Source organism: uncultured Merdimonas sp., assembly GCF_963929015.1.
GTDB lineage: Bacteria > Bacillota > Clostridia > Lachnospirales > Lachnospiraceae > Merdimonas.
The window spans coordinates 588,426-608,974 of sequence record NZ_CAWVHE010000003.1; the positions used below are offsets into that span (position 1 = coordinate 588,426).

The 20,549-nt window shown below is 49.6% G+C and carries 17 protein-coding genes and 1 pseudogene; 17 read left to right on the forward strand and 1 reads right to left on the reverse strand.

Annotation, left to right across the window (positions count from 1 at the left end):
• Nucleotides 1-57: 57 nt before the first annotated feature.
• The 9 genes from ABGT54_RS03715 to rseP all read left to right on the forward strand — a co-directional run bounded on the left by ABGT54_RS03715 (nt 58) and on the right by rseP (nt 8,205).
• Complete coding sequence (locus ABGT54_RS03715; protein ID WP_346662889.1) at nt 58-699, forward strand: TetR/AcrR family transcriptional regulator; 642 nt, start codon at nt 58-60, stop codon at nt 697-699.
• An 82-nt stretch (nt 700-781) separates the two neighbouring features.
• On the forward strand, nt 782-1,630 hold the full coding sequence (locus tag ABGT54_RS03720; RefSeq protein ID WP_346662890.1) for a YitT family protein: 849 nt from the start codon (nt 782-784) through the stop codon (nt 1,628-1,630).
• Nucleotides 1,631-1,733: 103 nt separating this feature from the next.
• Nucleotides 1,734-3,059 (forward strand): MATE family efflux transporter, encoded by a 1,326-nt coding sequence (locus tag ABGT54_RS03725; RefSeq protein WP_346662891.1) that lies wholly within the window; start codon nt 1,734-1,736, stop codon nt 3,057-3,059.
• Between the two features lie 93 nt (nt 3,060-3,152).
• On the forward strand, nt 3,153-3,848 hold the full coding sequence (gene pyrH, locus ABGT54_RS03730; protein WP_346662892.1) for a UMP kinase: 696 nt from the start codon (nt 3,153-3,155) through the stop codon (nt 3,846-3,848).
• A gap of 21 nt (nt 3,849-3,869) precedes the next feature.
• Nucleotides 3,870-4,421, forward strand: a complete 552-nt coding sequence (gene frr / locus ABGT54_RS03735; RefSeq protein ID WP_346662893.1) for a ribosome recycling factor — start codon at nt 3,870-3,872, stop codon at nt 4,419-4,421.
• 78 nt (nt 4,422-4,499) lie between these two features.
• Nucleotides 4,500-5,207 carry an isoprenyl transferase gene (locus tag ABGT54_RS03740; protein WP_346662894.1) on the forward strand — a complete coding sequence of 236 codons (708 nt, stop codon included), beginning with the start codon at nt 4,500-4,502 and terminating at the stop codon, nt 5,205-5,207.
• 4 nt (nt 5,208-5,211) lie between these two features.
• Nucleotides 5,212-6,009 (forward strand): phosphatidate cytidylyltransferase, encoded by a 798-nt coding sequence (locus ABGT54_RS03745; RefSeq protein WP_346662895.1) that lies wholly within the window; start codon nt 5,212-5,214, stop codon nt 6,007-6,009.
• Between the two features lie 18 nt (nt 6,010-6,027).
• Nucleotides 6,028-7,170, forward strand: coding sequence for a 1-deoxy-D-xylulose-5-phosphate reductoisomerase (gene dxr, locus ABGT54_RS03750; RefSeq protein ID WP_346662896.1), 1,143 nt, complete (start codon nt 6,028-6,030; stop codon nt 7,168-7,170).
• Nucleotides 7,171-7,173: 3 nt separating this feature from the next.
• Nucleotides 7,174-8,205 (forward strand): RIP metalloprotease RseP, encoded by a 1,032-nt coding sequence (rseP, locus tag ABGT54_RS03755; RefSeq protein WP_346662897.1) that lies wholly within the window; start codon nt 7,174-7,176, stop codon nt 8,203-8,205.
• A gap of 85 nt (nt 8,206-8,290) precedes the next feature.
• Here the strand turns inward: rseP and ABGT54_RS03760 are convergent, their stop codons facing one another.
• The gene (locus tag ABGT54_RS03760; RefSeq protein WP_346662898.1) at nt 8,291-9,559 is read right to left on the reverse strand and encodes a peptidoglycan-binding protein; all 1,269 of its coding nucleotides are present in this window, start codon (nt 9,557-9,559) and stop codon (nt 8,291-8,293) included.
• Nucleotides 9,560-9,742: 183 nt separating this feature from the next.
• On the opposite strand from ABGT54_RS03760, the gene ABGT54_RS03765 reads away from it, so the two are divergent.
• From ABGT54_RS03765 to ABGT54_RS03800, 8 genes and pseudogenes are all read left to right on the forward strand, one after another.
• Entirely contained in the window at nt 9,743-10,810 is a 1,068-nt protein-coding gene (locus tag ABGT54_RS03765; RefSeq protein ID WP_346662899.1) for a carbamoyl phosphate synthase small subunit, read from the forward strand.
• Nucleotides 10,811-10,812: 2 nt separating this feature from the next.
• Entirely contained in the window at nt 10,813-14,010 is a 3,198-nt protein-coding gene (carB, locus tag ABGT54_RS03770; RefSeq protein ID WP_346662900.1) for a carbamoyl-phosphate synthase large subunit, read from the forward strand.
• 26 nt (nt 14,011-14,036) lie between these two features.
• On the forward strand, nt 14,037-14,708 hold the full coding sequence (locus ABGT54_RS03775) for a response regulator transcription factor (RefSeq protein ID WP_346662901.1): 672 nt from the start codon (nt 14,037-14,039) through the stop codon (nt 14,706-14,708).
• Nucleotides 14,705-15,766: a sensor histidine kinase gene (locus ABGT54_RS03780; RefSeq protein ID WP_346662902.1), complete on the forward strand. Its 1,062-nt coding sequence runs from the start codon at nt 14,705-14,707 to the stop codon at nt 15,764-15,766. Before ABGT54_RS03775 ends, ABGT54_RS03780 begins: the two co-directional genes overlap by 4 nt.
• A gap of 178 nt (nt 15,767-15,944) precedes the next feature.
• Nucleotides 15,945-17,310, forward strand: a pseudogene (locus ABGT54_RS03785) (transposase); the annotation flags it as partial.
• 297 nt (nt 17,311-17,607) lie between these two features.
• Complete coding sequence (locus tag ABGT54_RS03790; protein ID WP_204908670.1) at nt 17,608-18,372, forward strand: ABC transporter ATP-binding protein; 765 nt, start codon at nt 17,608-17,610, stop codon at nt 18,370-18,372.
• Nucleotides 18,369-19,853, forward strand: coding sequence for an ABC transporter permease (locus ABGT54_RS03795; RefSeq protein WP_346662903.1), 1,485 nt, complete (start codon nt 18,369-18,371; stop codon nt 19,851-19,853). Before ABGT54_RS03790 ends, ABGT54_RS03795 begins: the two co-directional genes overlap by 4 nt.
• Nucleotides 19,798-20,469 carry an FtsX-like permease family protein gene (locus ABGT54_RS03800; protein ID WP_346662904.1) on the forward strand — a complete coding sequence of 224 codons (672 nt, stop codon included), beginning with the start codon at nt 19,798-19,800 and terminating at the stop codon, nt 20,467-20,469. The genes ABGT54_RS03795 and ABGT54_RS03800 overlap by 56 nt, the downstream gene beginning before the upstream one ends.
• Nucleotides 20,470-20,549 lie beyond the last annotated feature (80 nt).

Sequence of the window (20,549 nt, forward strand, 5' to 3'; positions counted from 1 at the left end):
GCTGTGTCAGATTAGTCCTATACTGGGGGTATCAGAAAAAAGGGAGAGAAGTGACGTATGCCAAGAGGATCAGAGGAACTGACGATCGCAAGAAAAGAAGAGATCATCCAAGCATGTGCAAAACTCTATGAGACCATGAGTTTCCGTGAAATTACGATCAAGGAGATCGGTAAGGAGACGTCCTTTACGCGGACCTCCATTTATAATTATTTTCAGACCAAAGAAGAAATATTCCTTGCACTCTTCCAGAGGGAATATGAGTGGTGGACCCGGGATCTGGAGGAACTGCTTCGGGCCAATGAAAAGTTGGACGCCAGAGGGTTTGCCGACGCCCTGGCCCGTACTCTGGAAAAAAGGGAAAGGCTTCTAAAGCTGATGTCCATGAATCACTATGATATGGAGGCGAACAGCCGCATGGAAAATCTGATTGAATTTAAGATCGCATACAAAAATTCCATTGGCGCAGTGAACCGGTGCCTGGAGAAATTTTTTCCGGAGATGAGCGAAGAAGACAGGAACGACTTTGTGTATGGGTTCTATCCATTTATGTTCGGGATCTATCCTTATACAAGGGTGACAGAAAAGCAGAAAGCCGCAATGGAACAGGCAGATCTTGATTATCCCCGGTTTACGGTTTACAAACTGGCCGGGGCTCTGGTAAGAAAACTGTTGTCGGATACCGGGAGCAAAGAAGAATAAGAGGTTTCTTTTTTCTTGACAACTGTGTGAAAACGTGGAAAATAAAAGATGGTAAATAAGTCAGACAGGAGGAATGCTGGGGATGAAAACAGCAGCAAAAGATTATCTGATGATCACTGTGGGAATGGTCGTTGTGGTAATCGCGGTATATTTTTTCATGATTCCGCTCCATATCGTGCTGGGAAGTATGAGCGGTCTTGCGTTGGTGCTGACACAGTTTGTGCCGGTATCGGTTTCTTTGATGACATTGATCTTAAACGGCGTCTGCCTGATCGCAGGCTTTCTTCTGATCGGGAAAGAATTTGGCGTAAAGACGGTGTATGCTTCTTTGCTCCAGCCGTTTCTTTTGTGGGTGTGTGAAGTGATCTTTCCGGATCAGAAGTCACTGACAGGAGACGTGCTTCTGGACGCCATTGCCATGATCATTGTGGTGAGCGCCGGGCAGGCGATCATCTTTCAGGCGCAGGCTTCTTCCGGAGGACTGGATATTGTGGCCAAGATCATGAATAAATATCTCCATGTGGAGCTTGGCAAGAGCATCGCTGTCGCAGGCGCGCTGATCGTACTTAGCGCGGCGCTGGTGTACGACAGTAAAACGGTGGTACTGGGTCTGATCGTCACCTATGTAAACGGCCTGGTGGTGGACGAATACATTGGAGGTTTTCAGAGAAAGAAAAAAGTTTGTGTGATCTCGGAGCAATACGATGAGATCCGTAAATACATCAACAGCCATCTGGGCCGGGGGGCAACTCTTTATATGACGCGCGGAAGCTACGCGGGAACCGAGAGGACAGAGGTTGCAACTATCGTTACGCAGACGGAGTACGCGAAATTGATGCATTTTATCAACGAAACGGATCCCAGAGCGTTCGTGACTGTGGCGACGGTCAGCGAGGTGTCCGGCTTCTGGAACAAGAAAAAAAGAGCGTAAATAATTCTTGCAACCGGACCGGTAATTTTATATAATATCCATGTTTGAGTAGAAAGGCATCTGTCAGGAGATGCCTTTTTATATGGGAAAAAGGAGGAGAAGCATGGTCCGGGATATGACAGTCGGAAGCCCGACAAAAAGGATTTTAAATTTTACGGCGCCTATTTTTATCGGAAATATATTTCAGCAGTTTTACAGTATGGCAGATACGATCATAGTAGGGAAGTTTGTGGGAAACGCGGCGCTTGCGGCTGTAGGGGCATGCGGATCTTTGATGTTTCTGATCCTGGGATTTCTGCAGGGACTGACGGCAGGATTTACGGTTGTGACGGCGCAGCATTACGGCGCGGGCAATCAGAAAGCAATGCGGCGTTCTGTGGCCTCTGCGGGCCTGCTTTCAGCGGCAGTTTCCGTGGCGCTGACAGTGTTAAGTATGGGGACGATGGAAGAGATTTTAGAGTGGATGAACACGCCGGCAGACATGTACGGACAGGCATACGGATATATCATGGTCATCTGCGGCGGGATCGTGGCGCAGGTGCTCTATAATCTTCTGGCCAGCATCTTAAGAGCCATAGGGGACAGCAGAAGGCCTCTGTATTTTCTGATATTGGCCGCTTTTCTGAATGTGGTGCTGGACCTCTGGTTTATTGCCGGATTCCACATGGGCGCGGAGGGCGCCGCCTGGGCGACGGTGATCTCGCAGGGAGTGTCCGGTGTTCTGTGTCTGTATTATATTTACAAAAAAGTGCCGGAACTGCATTTGCACAGGGAGGATTTCCAGCTGGATGTCAGTATGATGAAATGGCAGATGGCCATCGGGTTCCCCATGGCGTTTCAGTATTCCATCACAGCCATCGGAACGATTGTGCTGCAGGCATGTTTAAATACCCTGGGATCTGTGGCCGCCGCCGGATTTGCAGCCGCCTGCAAGATCGAACAGGTGGTATCCCAGGCATATGTGGCGCTTGGGACAACGATGGCGACCTATTGTGCACAGAATATGGGAGCAGGGAAAAAGGAGCGCCTGCGGCAGGGATTCCGTAGCGCTACATGGATCGGGATTCTTTACGCGGTGCTGTCCGGACTTCTGATCATTACAGTTGGAAAGTATCTTACGGTGCTGTTTGTTTCGGAAAATCTGAATGCGATCACGGGATATGTGGACACCTATCTGAAATGTGTAGGGATTTCCTTTATTCCTCTGGTATTTGTCAATGTGTACCGCAACGGGATCCAGGGAATGGGATTTGGCCTTCTTCCGATGACGGCAGGCGTGGCGGAGCTGATCGGACGCAGTGTGATGGCGGTGGCGGCCGCCTGGCTGGGAAGTTATGTGGGAATGTGTTTTGCAGCGCCTATGGCATGGGTGCTGGCAGGAGGCCTTCTGGTCGCGATGTATCTGTATCTTATGAAAAAGCGGATATGATATTTTAAGATTCCTTTTTTCGCCATCCTATGGTATACTCTAGATAAATATGCGAAAGGCATGAGAAACTGAACATAAGGAGCAGTACAGACTATGAAGAGAGTGTTGTTAAAACTCAGTGGAGAAGCCCTTGCAGGTGACAAAAAGACCGGATTCGACGAGGAGACCTGTCTGCAGGTCGCCCGCCAGGTGAAGCAGCTTACAGACGACGGGATTCAGGTTGCGATCGTTACCGGAGGCGGAAATTTCTGGAGAGGGCGGACCAGCGAGACCATTGACCGGGTAAAGGCGGACCAGATCGGCATGCTGGCTACCGTGATGAACTGTATCTATGTGTCAGATATTTTCCGTCATGTGGGGATGAAGACGGAAGTATTTACCCCGTTTGTATGTGGAGCATTTACCACATTGTTTTCCAAGGATGCGGCAGTGGAAGCTCTGGAAGCAGGAAAGGTGATCTTTTTTGCGGGAGGAACCGGGCATCCTTACTTTTCCACAGATACAGGAGCAGTTCTGCGTGCGATAGAGATTGAGGCGGACGCCATGCTGCTGGCAAAGGCGATCGACGGTATTTATGACAGCGATCCCAAGATCAATCCGCAGGCAAAGAAATATAATGAGATTTCCATCCAGGAGATGATCGACCGCAAGCTGATGGCAGTGGATCTTACGGCATCGATCCTGTGTCTGGAAAATAAGATGCCGATGCTGGTTTTCGGGCTGAATGAAGAGAACAGCATTGCGAATACCATGTCAGGAAGATTTACCGGAACTAAAGTGACGGTATAGGAAGAAAGGGAGGACAACCATATGAATGAAAAACTGGAAAAATATGAGAGCAAGATGGAAAAGACCATGGCCAGTCTGGACGCGGAGCTGGCAGGGATCCGCGCCGGCCGGGCAAACCCGAATGTCCTGAATAAGATCATGGTAGAGTATTACGGGGTGCCGACTCCGCTGCAGCAGGTGGCGAACGTATCGGTTCCGGAGCCCCGGATGATCCAGATCCAGCCGTGGGAAAAAAGTATGATCAAGGAGATCACCAAGGCGATCCAGACCTCGGATCTTGGCATCAATCCCACAAATGACGGTTCTTCGATCCGCCTGGTATTTCCGGAGCTGACCGAGGAGCGAAGAAAAGAGCTGGCAAAGGATGTTAAGAAAAAGGGAGAAGCTGCAAAAGTAGCGCTCCGCAACATCCGCAGAGATGGAAATGATTCCTTTAAGAAGCTGAAAGGAAGCGAAGTTTCCGAGGATGAGATTAAGGATCTGGAAGACGATCTTCAGAAGATGACAGATAAGTATGTGAAAAAAGTGGATGCGGCTGTTGAGGTAAAGACCAAAGAAGTTATGACAGTATAACCGGATCCGTTGAAAAAAGGGGGCAGATCTGGAGGATACCTGGTCTGTCCCTGTGTTTGCAAAGGAGGAGAAAGGGCAATGAATATACCACGACATGTGGCGGTCATACTGGATGGAAACGGACGCTGGGCGAAGTCCAAAGGGATGCCGAGAAATTACGGACATGCACAGGGAAGCAAAAACGTGGAGAAGATCTGTGAGGAAGCCTGGCGCATGGGGATCAAATATCTGACGGTATATGCGTTTTCCACAGAGAACTGGAACCGCCCGAAAGATGAAGTGGACGCCCTGATGAAGCTGCTTCGCAATTATATGAAAACCTGCCTTAAGACGGCAGCGAAGAACGATATGAAAGTCCGTGTGATCGGGGATCTTACGGGACTGGATGCTGATATCCGCAACCGGATCCTGGAGCTGGAAGAAGCCACAAAGGGAAACGGAGGCCTGAATTTCCAGATCGCGATCAATTATGGAAGCCGGGATGAGATCCTGCGGGCTGTCAGACGGCTGGCTGCCGACTGCCGGGACGGGAAGGTGGAGCCGGAGAACATTGACGAAGAATTCTTTGAAGAATATCTGGATACCCATGACATCCCGGATCCGGATCTTCTGATCCGCACCAGCGGGGAACAAAGGCTTTCCAATTATCTTTTGTGGCAGCTTGCGTATACCGAATTCTACTTTACGGATGTTCTGTGGCCGGACTTTACAAAGGAAGAACTGGAAAAGGCGATCCGGCAGTATAATGAAAGGGACCGCCGTTACGGCGGAGTAAGGGGGGAGTAAAGGCATGTTCAAAACAAGACTTTTAAGCGGCATCGTACTGGTGATTGTGCTGATCGCCACCGTAGGACTTGGAGGGGATCTGCTGTTTTTCCTTCTTCTGGCGGTCAGCCTGATCGGTATGACAGAGCTTTATCATGTGGTAGAGGTTAGAGAGACTTTGCTTGGGGTGGCCGGATATCTGGCCGCGGCAGTGTATTACAGGCTTTTGTATGTGGGAAGACTGGAAAGTGTGATGATGCTTTCGCTTCTTTTCCTGGTCGTCCTGATGGCAATCTATGTATTTTCTTATCCCAGGTACCGGGCTGAGCAGGTGACGACCGTGTTTTTTGGACTCTTTTATGTGGCCATGATGCTGTCCTTTGTCTATCAGACCCGTATGCTCCCGGAAGAGGGCGGCGTGATCGTATGGCTGATCTTTCTTAGCTCCTGGGGCTGCGATACCTGTGCCTATTGTGTAGGCATGCTGATTGGAAAGCATAAGATGGCGCCAAAGCTTAGCCCAAAGAAATCCGTAGAGGGCGGCGTAGGCGGCATTCTGGGAGCGGCTCTTCTCGGGGCTTTGTTTGCGCTGGCCATGAACCAGTGGGGAGGCGCGGACGTGATCGTCTGGGAGTGTGCGCTGATCTGCGGAGCAGGAGGAGCGATCTCACAGGTGGGGGATCTTGCGGCATCGGCTATAAAGCGTAATCATGACATTAAGGATTATGGAAAGCTGATCCCCGGACACGGCGGGATCCTTGACCGGTTTGACAGCGTGATATTTACGGCGCCTGTGATCTTTTATCTGGCGTCTGTCATATAATGATGGAGGAGACGACTGATGAAAAAAATAGCTATTCTGGGTTCCACCGGATCAATTGGAACCCAGACGCTGGAAATTGTAAGAGAAAAACAGGATCTGGAAGTGCTTGGCCTGGCAGCAGGCAGCAATATCCAGCTTCTGGAACAGCAGATCCGGGAGTTCTCTCCGAAGATGGCGGCCGTGTGGTCAGAGGAAAAAGCGATGGAACTTCGTACAAAGGTGGCAGATACGGATACGGAAGTGGTATCCGGCATGGATGGATTGATCCGGATCGCCACGCTTTCGGATGCAGAGATACTGGTGACTGCAATCGTAGGAATGATCGGGATCCGTCCTACGATTGAGGCCATCAAAGCAGGGAAGGACATTGCACTTGCCAACAAAGAGACGCTGGTAACTGCCGGACATCTGATCATGCCTCTTGCGGCGGAACATCAGGTGAAGATTCTGCCTGTGGACAGTGAGCACAGCGCGATTTTCCAGGCATTGCAGGGAAATACAGGGAATCCGGTGCACAAGATCCTTCTGACCGCTTCCGGAGGCCCATTCAGGGGAAAGAAGCAGGAAGATCTGCTGGACGTTCAGGTGGAGGATGCGCTGCGTCATCCCAACTGGTCCATGGGGCGGAAGATTACCATTGATTCTTCTACTATGGTAAACAAGGGGCTGGAAGTGATCGAGGCAAAGTGGCTGTTTGACGTGGAGGTGGATCAGGTAGAAGTGGTGATCCAGCCCCAGAGCATCATCCACTCTATGGTAGAATATGAAGACGGGGCAGTTCTTGCACAGCTTGGCACCCCGGATATGAAGCTTCCTATTCAGTATGCGCTTTATTATCCGCAGAGAAGATATCTGCCGGGAGATCGGCTGGATTTCTGGAAGCTTCGCAGCATTACGTTTGAAAAGCCGGATATGGATACATTTTACGGTCTGAAGCTGGCGTATATTGCCGGAAGAAGAGGGGGAAGTCTTCCTACTGTATTTAACGCGGCCAATGAGTTGGCTGTACAGCAGTTTTTGAACCGGCAGATCACATTTCTGGAGATTACAGAGATTATCGAAGACTGCATCCGGGCGCATAAGGTGATCGAGCATCCGACGCTGGAGCAGATTCTGGAAACAGAAAAAGAAACTTACGATCGTATCAACAGCAGGAGGTAATTTTTGGGCATTGTATTAGCGATTTTACTATTTGGTTTTATTGTATTTTTTCATGAGCTTGGTCATTTTCTGCTGGCAAAGAAAAACGGCATTGATGTAGAAGAGTTTGCAGTCGGCATGGGGCCTGTGATCTTCCAAAAAGAATACCGGCGCACCAGATACAGTATCCGGCTTCTTCCCATTGGAGGCTTTTGCGCCATGGGAGAAGACGAAGAGGCGTCGGATTCGCCGGGCAGTTTCAACAGAAAATCTGTGTGGGCGCGGATCAGCGTGATTGCCGCCGGACCTGTGTTTAACTTTATCCTGGCATGGATCTTTGCCGTGATCCTGATCTTTATGATCGGTTATGATGAACCAGTGGTATCGGATGTGGAAGCAGGATATCCGGCTGCGGAAGCAGGGCTTCAGGCAGGAGACCGGATCGTGGAGATGGGAGGACGTAAGATTCACATTTACCGGGAAGTTTCCGCGTACCTTCAGTTTCATCCGGGAGAAAATGTTGCGGTAACTTATGAGAGGAACGGGAAAGAAACTTCCGTTACACTGACGCCTAAGATGGATGAGGAGCTGGGCTATGAGCGGATCGGGATCGCGGGAGGAACTTCCACCAGGGCAGATCTTTTTTCTGCAGTTACCTATGGTACTTATGAGGTGAAGTACTGGATCCAGGTTACGATCGACAGTCTGCGTATGTTGGCAACAGGAAGGATCGGTGTGGATCAGCTGTCCGGTCCGGTGGGAATTGTGGATGTGGTGGACGATGCCTATCAGCAGAGCCGTTCCTATGGAATCTTTGTGGTGGCGGCGCAGATGCTGAATCTGGCAATCCTGTTGTCTGCCAATCTGGGCGTTATGAATCTTCTGCCTTTGCCGGCGCTGGACGGCGGTCGTCTGGTATTTTTGTTTGTGGAAGCGATCCGCAGAAAACGGGTGCCGCCTGAGAAAGAAGGGTATGTCCATTTTGCTGGCATTGTGCTTCTGATGATCCTGATGGTGGTCGTAATGTACAACGATATACAAAGAGTATTCTTCTAAAGAAAAGGGGGTATGACACAGATGGTTTGAAACCGGTGCATACCCTCTTTTTTTGCAGAAGATCCGGCATAGCTTCGTATGGATGTCAGTTCAGTTCTGCAATCCTTGATACGCCAACGTAGATTTCAGAGATTTTATACCAGGTGGGGTAGTCTGTGATCCCTGTGGCCGGAAGGCCGAATACAGACTGGAATTTCCGGACTGCCTCTGTGGTGTCTGGTCCATAGATACCATCCGCGGCAATGGCCGGCAGGGCCGGATATGCTCTGGCAATGGCGCTTAACTGTTCCTGCAGCTGCCGGACCTTGCTTCCTCTGGAACCGCTCTTCAGGTCAGATCCCGGCCAGGAGGAAGGGATGCCGGAAATGGCTTCGGCGGTGTTGATATACAGATCATCCCCGTAATAGTGCCGGAGGATTTCTATGGCAGAATATCCCTGATCCCCCAGTTCTTTGGAACCCCACTGGGTCATCCATCCGCTGCAGGTTACCTGGTGGCCGTCACAGTACTGAGTCAGGATAGGCTGGCGCACGCCTGGTTTTGAGAGATAAGAGGCGAACAGCTCATCCACAATGGTATCAATAGGAGCATAAGTATTTCGCTCCGGGATCCATTTGTGGTCAAAAGCCGTAGAGGATGTGATGGTAAAGTCATATCCAAGATTGCGGTACCACTCTGTAAATACACGGTTCAGCGTAAAAGACATGATAGCCAGTACGTTAGCCCGGATGGTATCCGAAGGCCAGGTCGCGTAGATTTCGCTGGAAGCTACATTTTTGATGTAATCTTTGTACTTTACATAATAATTTTTTGCAGTGGAATCCCGGGGGCTGCCGTCGTGAACCACAATATATTCCGGAACGACCACCCGGCTTAGGACGATCTCGCCGGTCTCATTTACGGGTTTGATCTCGTCTTCCGGTATCTTGGCAGGATAGGATCCGTACAGGGTGTGGGCGGGGATGACATAAACTTCTTCTTCAGAGCCGGCGCCGTCGGAAGGGTTCAGAGATACATGCTGGATCGCCTGAACGGCGGGCAGGATCTCTACCCCGGCAACGCTGACAGATTCATACCCTGGGGCGGAGATCTGAAGGGTATATTCGGAATAAGGCTGGACGTCGCTGCCTGGGTCCAGGCTGTAGGACAGAGCAGGCGCTTCCAGGTCAATCGACGCAGTCTGTCCGGAATCGTCGGTGACAAGTTCCATAAGTGTGCTGTCCGGAACACCTGTATAGGAGATGCGGACCGTAGCTCCGCGGATGGGTCTTGCGCCGTTGCCGGAGGTCAGATGTACCTTCAGGCTTCCGGAAGCGTCAGATTCGGAAGCGTGCAGTGGCAGGGTTGTATTCATAAAAAGATACCTCGCAGGAAATCTCTTACTGTTAGTTTATGAAGGAAAAAAGAAATGGTTCTTCCCGGACAGAAAATCTTAAGAAAATCCGGGAAAAGAAAGTTTTAAAAAGGTTGCAAATAGAGAAAACATATAGTATAATTTCTACAATTTGTCAAGTACTAGGAAGGAAAAGGTGAATCTATGAAAGCATTTCTGATTTTAGAAGACGGAACCGTCTTCTCAGGAACGAGTATCGGGTCCACAAAAGATATGATCAGCGAGATCGTATTTAATACTTCGATGACGGGGTATCTGGAAGTTCTGACTGACCCTTCTTACGCAGGACAGGCCGTTGTCATGACCTATCCGCTGATCGGGAATTACGGGATCACGCCGGACATGGAGTCAAAGAAGGCATGGCCCGACGGGTACATTGTAAGAGAATTATCCAGAATGCCCAGTAATTTCCGGTGCGAGGGAACCATTCAGGATTTTTTAACAGAACAGGATATTCCGGGGATCGCAGGAGTAGATACCCGGGCGCTGACGAAGATCCTGCGGGAAAAGGGTACGATGAACGGCATGATCACTACAAGAGAAGATTATGATCTTCAGGAGATCATTCCAAAACTCAAAGCTTATTCCGTAGGGGACGTAGTCTCTGAAGTGACCTGCAGCCAGTCTTATGTGCTGGAAGGCCAGGGCCCCAAAGTGGCACTGATGGATTTCGGGGCCAAGAATAATATTATCCGATCTTTACAGAATCGCGGGTGCGAAGTGGTGGTTTATCCGGCTGACACACCGGCGGAAGTCATTATCAATTCTAATCCGGACGGAATCATGTTGTCCAATGGACCGGGAGATCCGGCGTCCTGTGAAACTATCATTCAAGAAACCAAGAAATTATACGATTCAGATATTCCGATTTTTGCGATCTGCCTGGGGCATCAGTTGATGGCTCTTGCAAATGGCGCAAAGACATATAAACTGAAATACGGGCACAGGGGAGGCAACCACCCGGTAAAAGACTTGAGCAACGGACGGGTGTACATATCCTCGCAGAATCACGGATACGCGGTAGACGCTTCCACTATGGATCCGGCGATTGCAAAAGAGGCGTTCGTCAATGTCAATGACGGCACCAACGAGGGGCTGATCTACGAAGGAAAGAAGATCTTTACCGTACAGTTCCACCCGGAGGCCTGCCCGGGACCGCAGGATTCCGGATACCTGTTTGACCGGTTTATGGATATGATGAAAGGAGCATAAGAATGCCAAGAAATAAAGAGATTAAAAAAGTTCTGGTAATCGGATCCGGGCCGATCGTGATCGGACAGGCCGCGGAGTTTGATTATGCGGGAACCCAGGCCTGCCGTTCCCTGAAAGAAGAGGGCATTGAGGTGGTGCTCTTAAATTCCAATCCAGCTACGATCATGACGGATAAAGACATTGCAGACCGGGTTTATATCGAGCCTCTGACCGCCGAGGTGGTGGAACAGCTGATCTTAAAGGAGCGCCCGGACAGCGTGCTTCCCACGCTGGGAGGACAGGCGGCCCTGAATCTGGCTATGGAACTGGAAGAAAGCGGTTTCTTAAAGAGAAATAATGTACGTCTGATCGGAACTACATCTGAGACGATCAAAAAAGCAGAGGACCGTCTGGAATTTAAGACGACCATGGAGAAGATCAGAGAGCCCTGCGCGGCGTCTCTGGTGGTGGAAAATGTAGAAGACGGGTTAAGATTTGCAGAGAAGATCGGCTATCCGGTGGTTCTCCGTCCGGCCTATACTCTGGGAGGAAGCGGCGGCGGGATCGCCCACGACAGAGCGCAGATGGTGGAGATCCTGGAAAACGGACTGCGCCTTTCCCGCGTCGGCCAGGTGCTGGTGGAACGGTGCATCGCCGGATGGAAGGAAATCGAATACGAAGTGATGCGGGACAGCAAGGGAAATTGCATCACCGTATGTAATATGGAAAATATCGACCCGGTAGGCGTGCATACCGGAGACAGTATCGTTGTGGCGCCGTCCCAGACTCTGGGGGATAAAGAGTATCAGATGCTGCGGACCTCGGCTCTTAACATCATCAGCGAGCTGAATATTACCGGCGGCTGTAATGTGCAGTACGCCCTGCATCCGGACACCTTTGAATACTGCGTGATCGAGGTAAATCCCCGTGTCAGCCGTTCTTCTGCGCTGGCGTCCAAGGCGACCGGGTATCCGATCGCGAAAGTAGCGGCAAAGATCGCTCTGGGGTATACGCTGGATGAGATCAAAAATGCGGTAACGAAGAAGACCTATGCCAGCTTTGAGCCCATGCTGGATTATTGTGTGGTAAAAATCCCGAGACTTCCCTTTGACAAATTTATCAGCGCGAAGCGTACGCTGACCACACAGATGAAGGCGACCGGTGAAGTGATGAGCATCTGCGATAACTTTGAAGGGGCGCTTATGAAGGCGATCCGCTCGCTGGAACAGCATGTAGACAGCCTGATGTCCTATGATTTCTCCGGATATAAGGGAGAGGATCTTCTGGAGGAACTCCGGGTGGTGGATGACCGCAGGATCTGGAAGATCGCAGAGGCTATCCGTCAGGGCATCAGTTATGAGAAGATCCATGAGGCTGCTAAGATCGATCTCTGGTTTATTGATAAGATCGCACGTCTGGTTGAGATGGAACAGACCCTTCAGACACAGACCCTGAATGCGGACACCTTAAGAGAAGCGAAGCGGATGGAATTCCCGGACAGCGTGATCGCGGGGCTGACCGGCAATACCGAGCGACAGATCCATGATATGCGCCATGAATACGGAATCCGCGCGGCATATAAGATGGTGGACACCTGCGCTGCGGAATTTGCGGCGGAGACGCCTTACTATTATTCGGTATACGGCAGTGAAAATGAGGTGGAAGAGACCACAGGAAAGAAGAAGGTGCTGGTTCTTGGCTCCGGTCCGATCCGGATCGGCCAGGGAATCGAGTTTGACTTCTGTTCCGTACACTGTACCTGGGCTTTTGCCAAAGAAGGCTATGAGACGATTATCGTCAATAATAATCCGGAGACTGTCAGCACAGACTTTGATATTGCGGATAAGCTGTATTTTGAACCTCTGACTCCGGAGGATGTGGAGAGCATCGTTGATCTGGAGCATCCGGACGGAGCTGTGGTACAGTTTGGCGGCCAGACAGCCATCAAGCTGACGGAAAGCCTGATGAAGATGGGCGTGCCGATCCTTGGAACCTCCGCTGAGAATGTGGATGCTGCAGAGGACAGGGAATTGTTCGACGAGATCCTGGAACAGTGCGAGATCCCAAGACCGACCGGCGGCACCGTGTATACGGCAGAAGAGGCAAAGGAAGTGGCAAACCGGCTGGGATATCCGGTACTGGTGCGGCCCTCTTACGTGCTGGGCGGACAGGGCATGCAGATTGCCATTAACGATCATGATATTGAAGAATTTATCGGGATCATCAACCGGATCGCTCAGGATCATCCGATCCTGGTGGATAAATATCTCCAGGGCAAGGAGATTGAGGTAGACGCGGTCTGCGACGGCACAGATATCCTGATCCCGGGGATCATGGAGCATATTGAGCGTGCAGGTATCCATTCCGGAGACAGTATCTCTGTGTATCCGGCCAAAAGTCTGAGTGAAAAGACGAAAGAAACCATTGGCGAATATACCAGAAGACTTGCAAGAGCGCTGCATGTGATCGGTCTGATCAACATTCAGTTCATTGTATGCGGGGAAGAGGTCTATGTGATCGAGGTGAATCCAAGATCCAGTCGTACCGTGCCTTATATCAGTAAGGTGACCGGCATCCCCATCGTACCGCTGGCAGCAAAAGTGATCATGGGACACACCATCCGGGAACTGGGCTATACGCCTGGATTGCAGCCGGAGGCGGATTATTTCGCTGTGAAAATGCCGGTATTCTCCTTTGAGAAGATCCGGGACGCGGACATCAGCCTGGGGCCGGAGATGAAGTCTACCGGCGAGTGCCTGGGAATCGCAAAGACCTTTGACGAGGCGCTTTATAAAGCGTTCCTGGGCGCAGGCATCAAGCTTCCGAAGCATCAGAATATGATCCTGACTGTGAGGGATGAGGATAAAGAGGAGGCCGTGAAGATCGGACGGCGTTTTGCGGATATCGGATACCGCATTTTTGCCACCAGAGGAACTGCTCACGCGCTGCAGGAAGCAGGGGTGAAAGTCATTGCGGTCAATAAGATCGAGCAGGAAAGCCCCAATCTGATGGACCTGATCCTGGGACACAAGATCGATCTGGTCATCGATACGCCGCCTCAGGGAGCAGACCGGTCCAAAGACGGATTTGTGATCCGCAGAAGCGCCATTGAGACAGGCGTCAATGTTCTGACTGCCATTGATACGGCGGAGGCGCTGATCACCAGTCTGGAAAATACAGATATTAAGAAGCTGACGCTGATCGATATCGCAAAGATTTAAAGAAAAAGAAAGGAAGGGTGAAAAGCATGTACAAGATCCTGATCGTGGAAGATGACAGGACCATTGCCAGGGTGCTGGCGTCCCATCTGGAAAAGTGGGAGTATGAAGTCAGATGTACGGAAGATTTCCACAATGTGATGGCGGACTTTCTGGCATTTGATCCGCAGCTGGTCATGCTGGATATTGCCCTTCCTTTTTTCAATGGATTTCACTGGTGCCAGGAGATCCGCAAAGTTTCCCAGGTGCCGGTTATATTTCTGTCGTCCCTGGACGATAATATGAATATCGTCATGGCCATGAACATGGGCGGGGATGAATTTATTGAAAAGCCGTTTGACCTGAATGTGGTGACGGCCAAGGTGCAGGCCATGCTCCGGCGGCCCTATTCCTTCCAGGGGTCTGCGGGGCTTATGGAGCATGGCGGGATGGTGCTGAATCTGGGGGATGCGACGATCCTGTACGAAGGACAGAAAGTGGAACTTACGAAAAATGAGTTCCGGATCCTGCAGGTCCTGTTTGAACGGGCAGGCAAGATTGTTTCCCGGGACGAGATCATCGCCAGACTCTGGGACAGCGATGAATTTATTGATGATAATACTTTGACGGTCAATGTGGCAAGACTCCGGAAAAAGCTGGAGTCCGCCGGCATGAAGGATGTGATCCGGACGAAGAAAGGGATTGGGTATATCGTAGAATGATGCGGCACAGATGTTGGAGACTATTACGAAAATATCTCAGAGAACATGCAGGGCAGATCTGTCTGTATATCGGGATCCTGGTCATTTTCCAGGTAGTTTTCTTTCTGCACAATATCCGTACAGATGCGGTGCGGTATGGATGTTTCCTGACAGTTGGATGGATGGCGCTGTACGGGGGCATCGGATTTGCCCGGTTTTATAAAAGGTGCCGGGAACTGGAGGAGAATCAGACTGCCATCCTGACAGATATTTCCCGGATGCCGGAAGCGGCAGGGCAGCTGGAAGCACAGTATCAGGAGATCATAGAACAATTATACAGCCGGATGCGGGAACTGGAATCTGCAGGCCGTATCTCCAGACAGGAGATGCTGGATTATTACGGCATGTGGGTCCACCAGATCAAAACCCCCATTGCGGCTCTGAAAGTGATGATCCAGTCTCTGGAAGAAGAAAGAGCGGATCTTCCCTATGTCAGGGAAATGAAGCTGGAGCTTTTCAAGGTGGAGCAGTATGTGGAGATGGTGCTTTCCTATCTGCGTATGGAAGATATGTCCGGAGATCTGGTGTTTGAAGAGTATTCTCTGGATGCGATCGTGCGCCAGGCTGTGCGGAAATATTCGCGGATGTTTATTCTGAAAAAGATCCGGCTGGATCTGGGGCCTCTGGATCACCAGGTGCTTACGGATGAAAAGTGGCTGGTCTTTGTGGTGGAACAGATCCTTTCCAATGCCCTGAAATACACGAAAGAAGGAGGCATCTCCATCTATATGACCAGTTACCGGGACCGTCCGGTGCTGGCGATCGAGGATACGGGGATCGGAATCTCGGCAGAGGACCTGCCCCGGGTGTTTGAAAAGGGATTTACCGGGTATAACGGAAGAGCTGACAAAAAGTCTACGGGGATCGGGCTGTATTTATGCAAAAAGATCATGGACCGGCTCCATCATAACATTTACATTGAGTCGCAGGAAGGACAGGGAACAAAAGTGTACCTGTATCTGGAACGTGAACAGGGATTCTTACAGAAATGTAAGGATGAACAGGGAAATGTCATCTAAATCAATGGAAGGGCATTTCTCCTTTTTTTATAATAGGAGATAGGCGTTTGCGAAACGCCAAAAGCCGCATAAATACGGCATTTTTTGTTGCCAAAATAAAATATCTCCTCAAGGTTTATGGTAAAATAGAGTTGACTAGAAACTATTAACCAATCCACCTTAAAGGAGATATACCTATATGATAACACATAAGCAGCTCACTTTGGCAGAAGTTTTTGAAGATTGTCAACATAAATTCGATAATGACAAATATCATTTTCTAGCACTTCTTGATGAAGCCATTAACCTTGATGAAATTGTTCCTGTTTCTTTTGTTTCTCATTTTCACGCCCAAACCGGAAGACCTCGCAAGCACCAGCTTTATCCTATGCTCAAGGCACTTCTGCTCCAGCGTATTTTTTCAATCCCGACGGACACGCTCCTGATTGTGTTCTTGAAATACTCTCAGGAACTTCGTGATTTTTGCGGCTTTGATGTTGTACCAGACGGTTCAAAATTCACTCGCTTTAAACAGGATTTCTTATCGGACTTACAATCTATGTTCGATCATCTTGTAGATCTGACCGAACCGATATGCCAAAAGCTGAATCCGGCTCTTGCCGACATGACTATCTTTGATACCTCCGGTATTGAAGCATGGGTTACAGAAAATAATCCGAAGTATGCCAACCGTATTATTAAACAGCTGAAGGCTTTTAAAAAATCCCATAACCTTGATGATTCCTATGATCCTTACAAAGCCGCTTATGGTTCCATGCCAACTCATGCTGCATCCAACCAGGCAATCCAGCAGATGTACATCAATGGTCACTTCTGTTATGCCTATAAATTCGGTATCGTCACAAATGGACTTGGCATTGTCCGCGACATATCTTTCTACAACAAGGATTTCCTAAATGCACATCCTGATATTGTTGTAGAAAAGAAATCGGATTCTCCGGATGAGGATAAATCGCTTGCCGACTCAAAAGCGCTGCTTCCTGTTTTGATTGATTTTTTCAAAAAACATCCTTTGATTGAGCCAAAGACTTTTCTTGGCGATGCCGCCTTTGATACGATTGAAATCTATAAATCTCTTTTCGAGGAGATTGGATTCCATAAAGCTTTTATTCCCCTCAGGGTAAAACTTTCCATGGAAGGAACGGACTACACAGTGAATGAAAATGGTATTCCCTGCTGCCCACATGATCCAACACTTCCTATGAAACGGGAAGGAAGCAAATCCCATTTGCGCAGCAAACTTCCTACCATGAAGTTTGTATGTCCAAAAATGAAATGGGAATACAATCCTGCCGACAAGTCAAAATGTCGGGTATGTCACTGCGATAATCCATGCACCACTTCTTCCTGCGGACGAATGATTTATATTTATCCAGAGAAAAATCTCCGCGCCTATCCTGGTGTAGAACGAGGTTCCCAGGAATGGGAAGACACTTACAAAATCCGTGTAAATGTCGAAAAATCAATCAACCATTTCAAGGATAGTTTCTGTATTGCGAATCGTAAAACACAGAATGAAAAAACGCTTCATGCCGATTTACTTCTTGCAGGAATTACACAACTTATTACCGTACTTGTTGCTGATAAAATCCACCAACTTCAATACATACGAAGTTTAAAACCTTTGATTGCCTGACCTTTGGTATTTATAACATTTTTTCTTCGCAGTCCATCTGGGAAGTTATTTTGTCATGTCTAATTTTGATGTCACCTGCTTCTCATCTTAGGAATCCTGCATTGCAGGATTCCTACCGCATTTTTAATCAGGATTGCGACCTTGTTTCGCAATTACCTATAATAGGAGACGTAAACAGAACATTGAGGAAAGGACGGGAAAACAGATGACATTACTGGAAGTACAAAATGTAAAGAAGATTTATACTACCCGGTTTGGCGGGAATCAGGTGGAGGCGCTCCGGAACGTGAATTTTTCTGTGGAGCAAAGAGAATATGTGGCGATCATGGGAGAGAGTGGTTCCGGAAAGACCACGCTTCTGAATATCCTGGCGGCGCTTGACCGGCCGACCGGCGGAAAGGTCTACCTGAAAGGCCGGGATCTTTCCGGGGTAAAAGAGCGTGAGATGGCGGCGTTTCGCCGGCAGAATCTGGGATTTGTGTTTCAGGACTTTAATCTTCTGGATACGTTTTCTATTGAGGATAATATCCTGCTTCCGCTGGTACTTTCCGGCAGGAAATATAAGGAGATGGAAAAGCGGCTCACACCGGTGGTGGAGAAGCTTCGGATCGCGGATATCCTGCAGAAATACCCCTATGAAGTGTCAGGAGGACAAAAGCAGCGGGCAGCTGTGGCAAGAGCCTTGATCACCAGGCCGCAGCTTATTCTGGCGGATGAACCCACAGGGGCCCTGGATTCCCGGGCTGCAGATGCGCTGCTTCAGTTGTTTGAAGAGATCAACCGGGACGGACAGACGATCCTGATGGTTACCCACAGCGTTAAGGCGGCCAGCACGGCAAAAAGGGTGCTGTTTATCAAAGACGGCGAGGTGTTCCATCAGTTATACCGCGGAAATCTTACCAATGAGCAGATGTACCAGAAGATTTCCGATACCCTGACAGTGCTGACTACGGGAGGTGACGCAAGATGAGAGGACAGATTTATCGAAAACTTGCGGTGACCAATCTGAAAAACAACCGGAAGACCTATGTTCCCTATATCCTGACAGCCGTTCTGACGGTGATGATGTTCTATATGATGGATGCGCTTTCAAGGACCGAAGGACTGGGCACGGAAACCATGGAAGTGGTGCTGGCATACGGAAGAGGCGTGATCGTGGTATTTGCAGTGATTTTTCTGTTTTATACCAATAGCTTCCTCATCAAGCGCAGGAAACGGGAGATCGGAGTGTACCACATCCTGGGAATGGGGAAGCGGCACATCGCGAAAATGCTTCTGACAGAAACCCTGATCACAGCGGTTGCAGGGATCGGCGGAGGACTTCTCCTGGGGATCGCATTTGGAAAGCTTTTGTATCTGGCGTTTCTGAAACTTCTGCAGGCGCATACCAGCCTGAAGTTTGAAGTATCAGTTCCTGCGGTGACAGATGCGGTCCTGCTGTTCCTGGCGATTTTCCTTCTGACCCTTTGCTATAATCTTTTGCAGATCCGTCTTGCCAATCCGGTAGAACTTTTGCGCGGAAGCAGCCAGGGGGAAAAAGAACCGAAGACCAAAGTGCTTCTGGCCATCGCCGGATTTGCACTGCTGGGGACCGGATACGGGATCGCGGTTGTGACCGAGTCGCCGTTGGAAGCCATTTCTTCCTTCTTTCTTGCGGTGATCTGCGTGATCCTTGGAACGTATGCACTGTTTGTGGCCGGAAGTATCGCGGTCCTGAAGATTTTGAAGAAAAAGAAGTCTTACTATTATCAGGCAAAGCATTTTACAACGGTGTCGGGGATGATATACCGGATGAAGCAAAATGCAGTGGGACTGGCAAATATTTGTATCCTAAGCACCATGGTGCTGGTGATGGTATCCACCACTTTGTCTCTGTATGCGGGGATGGATGATATCTTGCGGTACCGGTTCCCCAGAGACTATGGTGTCAGGCTGTTCATGACTTCCCCGGAACTGGAGACAATGACAGAGGATGTGATCCGGGAAGAAACTGTATGGCACTCTGTTACCATAGACCCGGATACCGAGATTTCCTATCATCAGGGATCAGCTGCGGGAATCCTTGACACAGACGGATTTGCTCTGAAAACGGAGACGGATTATACGATATCAGCGCTGCGGGAAATTTACCTGATCCCTGTGGCAGATTATAATTCCATGGAGGGAAAGAATGTTTCACTGGAGCCGGATGAAGTGTTGGCTTATTCCACAGGTGAAGACTGGAAGAAAGATACGATGCGGATCGGATCAAAAGAGTATCAGGTAGCCGGCACCATAGACGAACTGAAGGTAGAGCCAAAGAACCCGCTCCCGGGTGACGGATGCATTTTACCTGATCTTATCCGACGAGCAGGAGATCGAGAGCATCCTGAAAGAAGCCTGGGAGGGCAGCGATATGGCCGAAGAGTGGATCGAGCAGCAAAGTTCCGTCGAATATGTGCACTTCTTTGACCTGGAAGGAAAAGAGGCGGATTGTACGGCAGCGGAGCAGGCTATAACAGACCGCCTCACAAGCCAGATGCCGGGGATCCAGTGCGAAAGCCGGCAGCAGAGCCGGGACAGCTTTTACGACTTGTATGGCGCCATGTTCTTCATCGGCATTTATCTGGGCGTCCTGTTCCTGATCGCGGCTGTGCTGATCATTTATTACAAACAGATCTCCGAAGGCTACGACGACAAAGAACGGTTCCAGATCATGCAGAAAGTCGGCATGGATCAGCGGGAAGTCAGACGCACCATCAGAAGCCAGGTGCTGACCGTATTCTTCCTGCCCCTGGCCATGGCGGTACTCCATGTGGCAAGTTGCCTTTCAGGTGATCAAAAAACTGATGGTCACCCTGAACTTTACCAACACACCACTGTATCTTCTTTGCACCGTCATATGCATAGCCGTATTCGCGGTGTTCTATGCCATCGTGTACGCCATAACAGCGCGGGAGTATTACAAGATCGTGCGGTAAATGGGGGACGTAGTCCTTTTGCAAAGGACTACGTCCCCATTTGCAATTTGCCCTGTACCTTTTTGGAAAACAGGGTGTACCCGAAAGGATTTTTCGGTAATGATTGACAGTTTTCGGCTGTCGGTGTATTGTTTTTTTAGGACTATTTGTATACGAAGGAGGACGAAACGAAACACGCGATCTAGTG

Excerpts from the sequence above, each read along its gene's own strand:
- ABGT54_RS03795 (WP_346662903.1), top strand. The coding sequence starts at position 18,369 with ATGAGAGGACAGATTTATCGAAAACTTGCGGTGACCAATCTGAAAAAC.
- ABGT54_RS03780 (WP_346662902.1), top strand. The coding sequence starts at position 14,705 with ATGATGCGGCACAGATGTTGGAGACTATTACGAAAATATCTCAGAGAA.
- ABGT54_RS03740 (WP_346662894.1), top strand. The coding sequence starts at position 4,500 with ATGAATATACCACGACATGTGGCGGTCATACTGGATGGAAACGGACGC.
- ABGT54_RS03715 (WP_346662889.1), top strand. The coding sequence starts at position 58 with ATGCCAAGAGGATCAGAGGAACTGACGATCGCAAGAAAAGAAGAGATC.
- ABGT54_RS03790 (WP_204908670.1), top strand. The coding sequence starts at position 17,608 with ATGACATTACTGGAAGTACAAAATGTAAAGAAGATTTATACTACCCGG.
- ABGT54_RS03760 (WP_346662898.1), bottom strand. The coding sequence starts at position 9,559 with ATGAATACAACCCTGCCACTGCACGCTTCCGAATCTGACGCTTCCGGA.
- carB (WP_346662900.1), top strand. The coding sequence starts at position 10,813 with ATGCCAAGAAATAAAGAGATTAAAAAAGTTCTGGTAATCGGATCCGGG.
- pyrH (WP_346662892.1), top strand. The coding sequence starts at position 3,153 with ATGAAGAGAGTGTTGTTAAAACTCAGTGGAGAAGCCCTTGCAGGTGAC.
- dxr (WP_346662896.1), top strand. The coding sequence starts at position 6,028 with ATGAAAAAAATAGCTATTCTGGGTTCCACCGGATCAATTGGAACCCAG.
- ABGT54_RS03725 (WP_346662891.1), top strand. The coding sequence starts at position 1,734 with ATGGTCCGGGATATGACAGTCGGAAGCCCGACAAAAAGGATTTTAAAT.
- ABGT54_RS03775 (WP_346662901.1), top strand. The coding sequence starts at position 14,037 with ATGTACAAGATCCTGATCGTGGAAGATGACAGGACCATTGCCAGGGTG.
- ABGT54_RS03800 (WP_346662904.1), top strand. The coding sequence starts at position 19,798 with ATGGCCGAAGAGTGGATCGAGCAGCAAAGTTCCGTCGAATATGTGCAC.
- frr (WP_346662893.1), top strand. The coding sequence starts at position 3,870 with ATGAATGAAAAACTGGAAAAATATGAGAGCAAGATGGAAAAGACCATG.
- ABGT54_RS03745 (WP_346662895.1), top strand. The coding sequence starts at position 5,212 with ATGTTCAAAACAAGACTTTTAAGCGGCATCGTACTGGTGATTGTGCTG.
- ABGT54_RS03720 (WP_346662890.1), top strand. The coding sequence starts at position 782 with ATGAAAACAGCAGCAAAAGATTATCTGATGATCACTGTGGGAATGGTC.
- ABGT54_RS03765 (WP_346662899.1), top strand. The coding sequence starts at position 9,743 with ATGAAAGCATTTCTGATTTTAGAAGACGGAACCGTCTTCTCAGGAACG.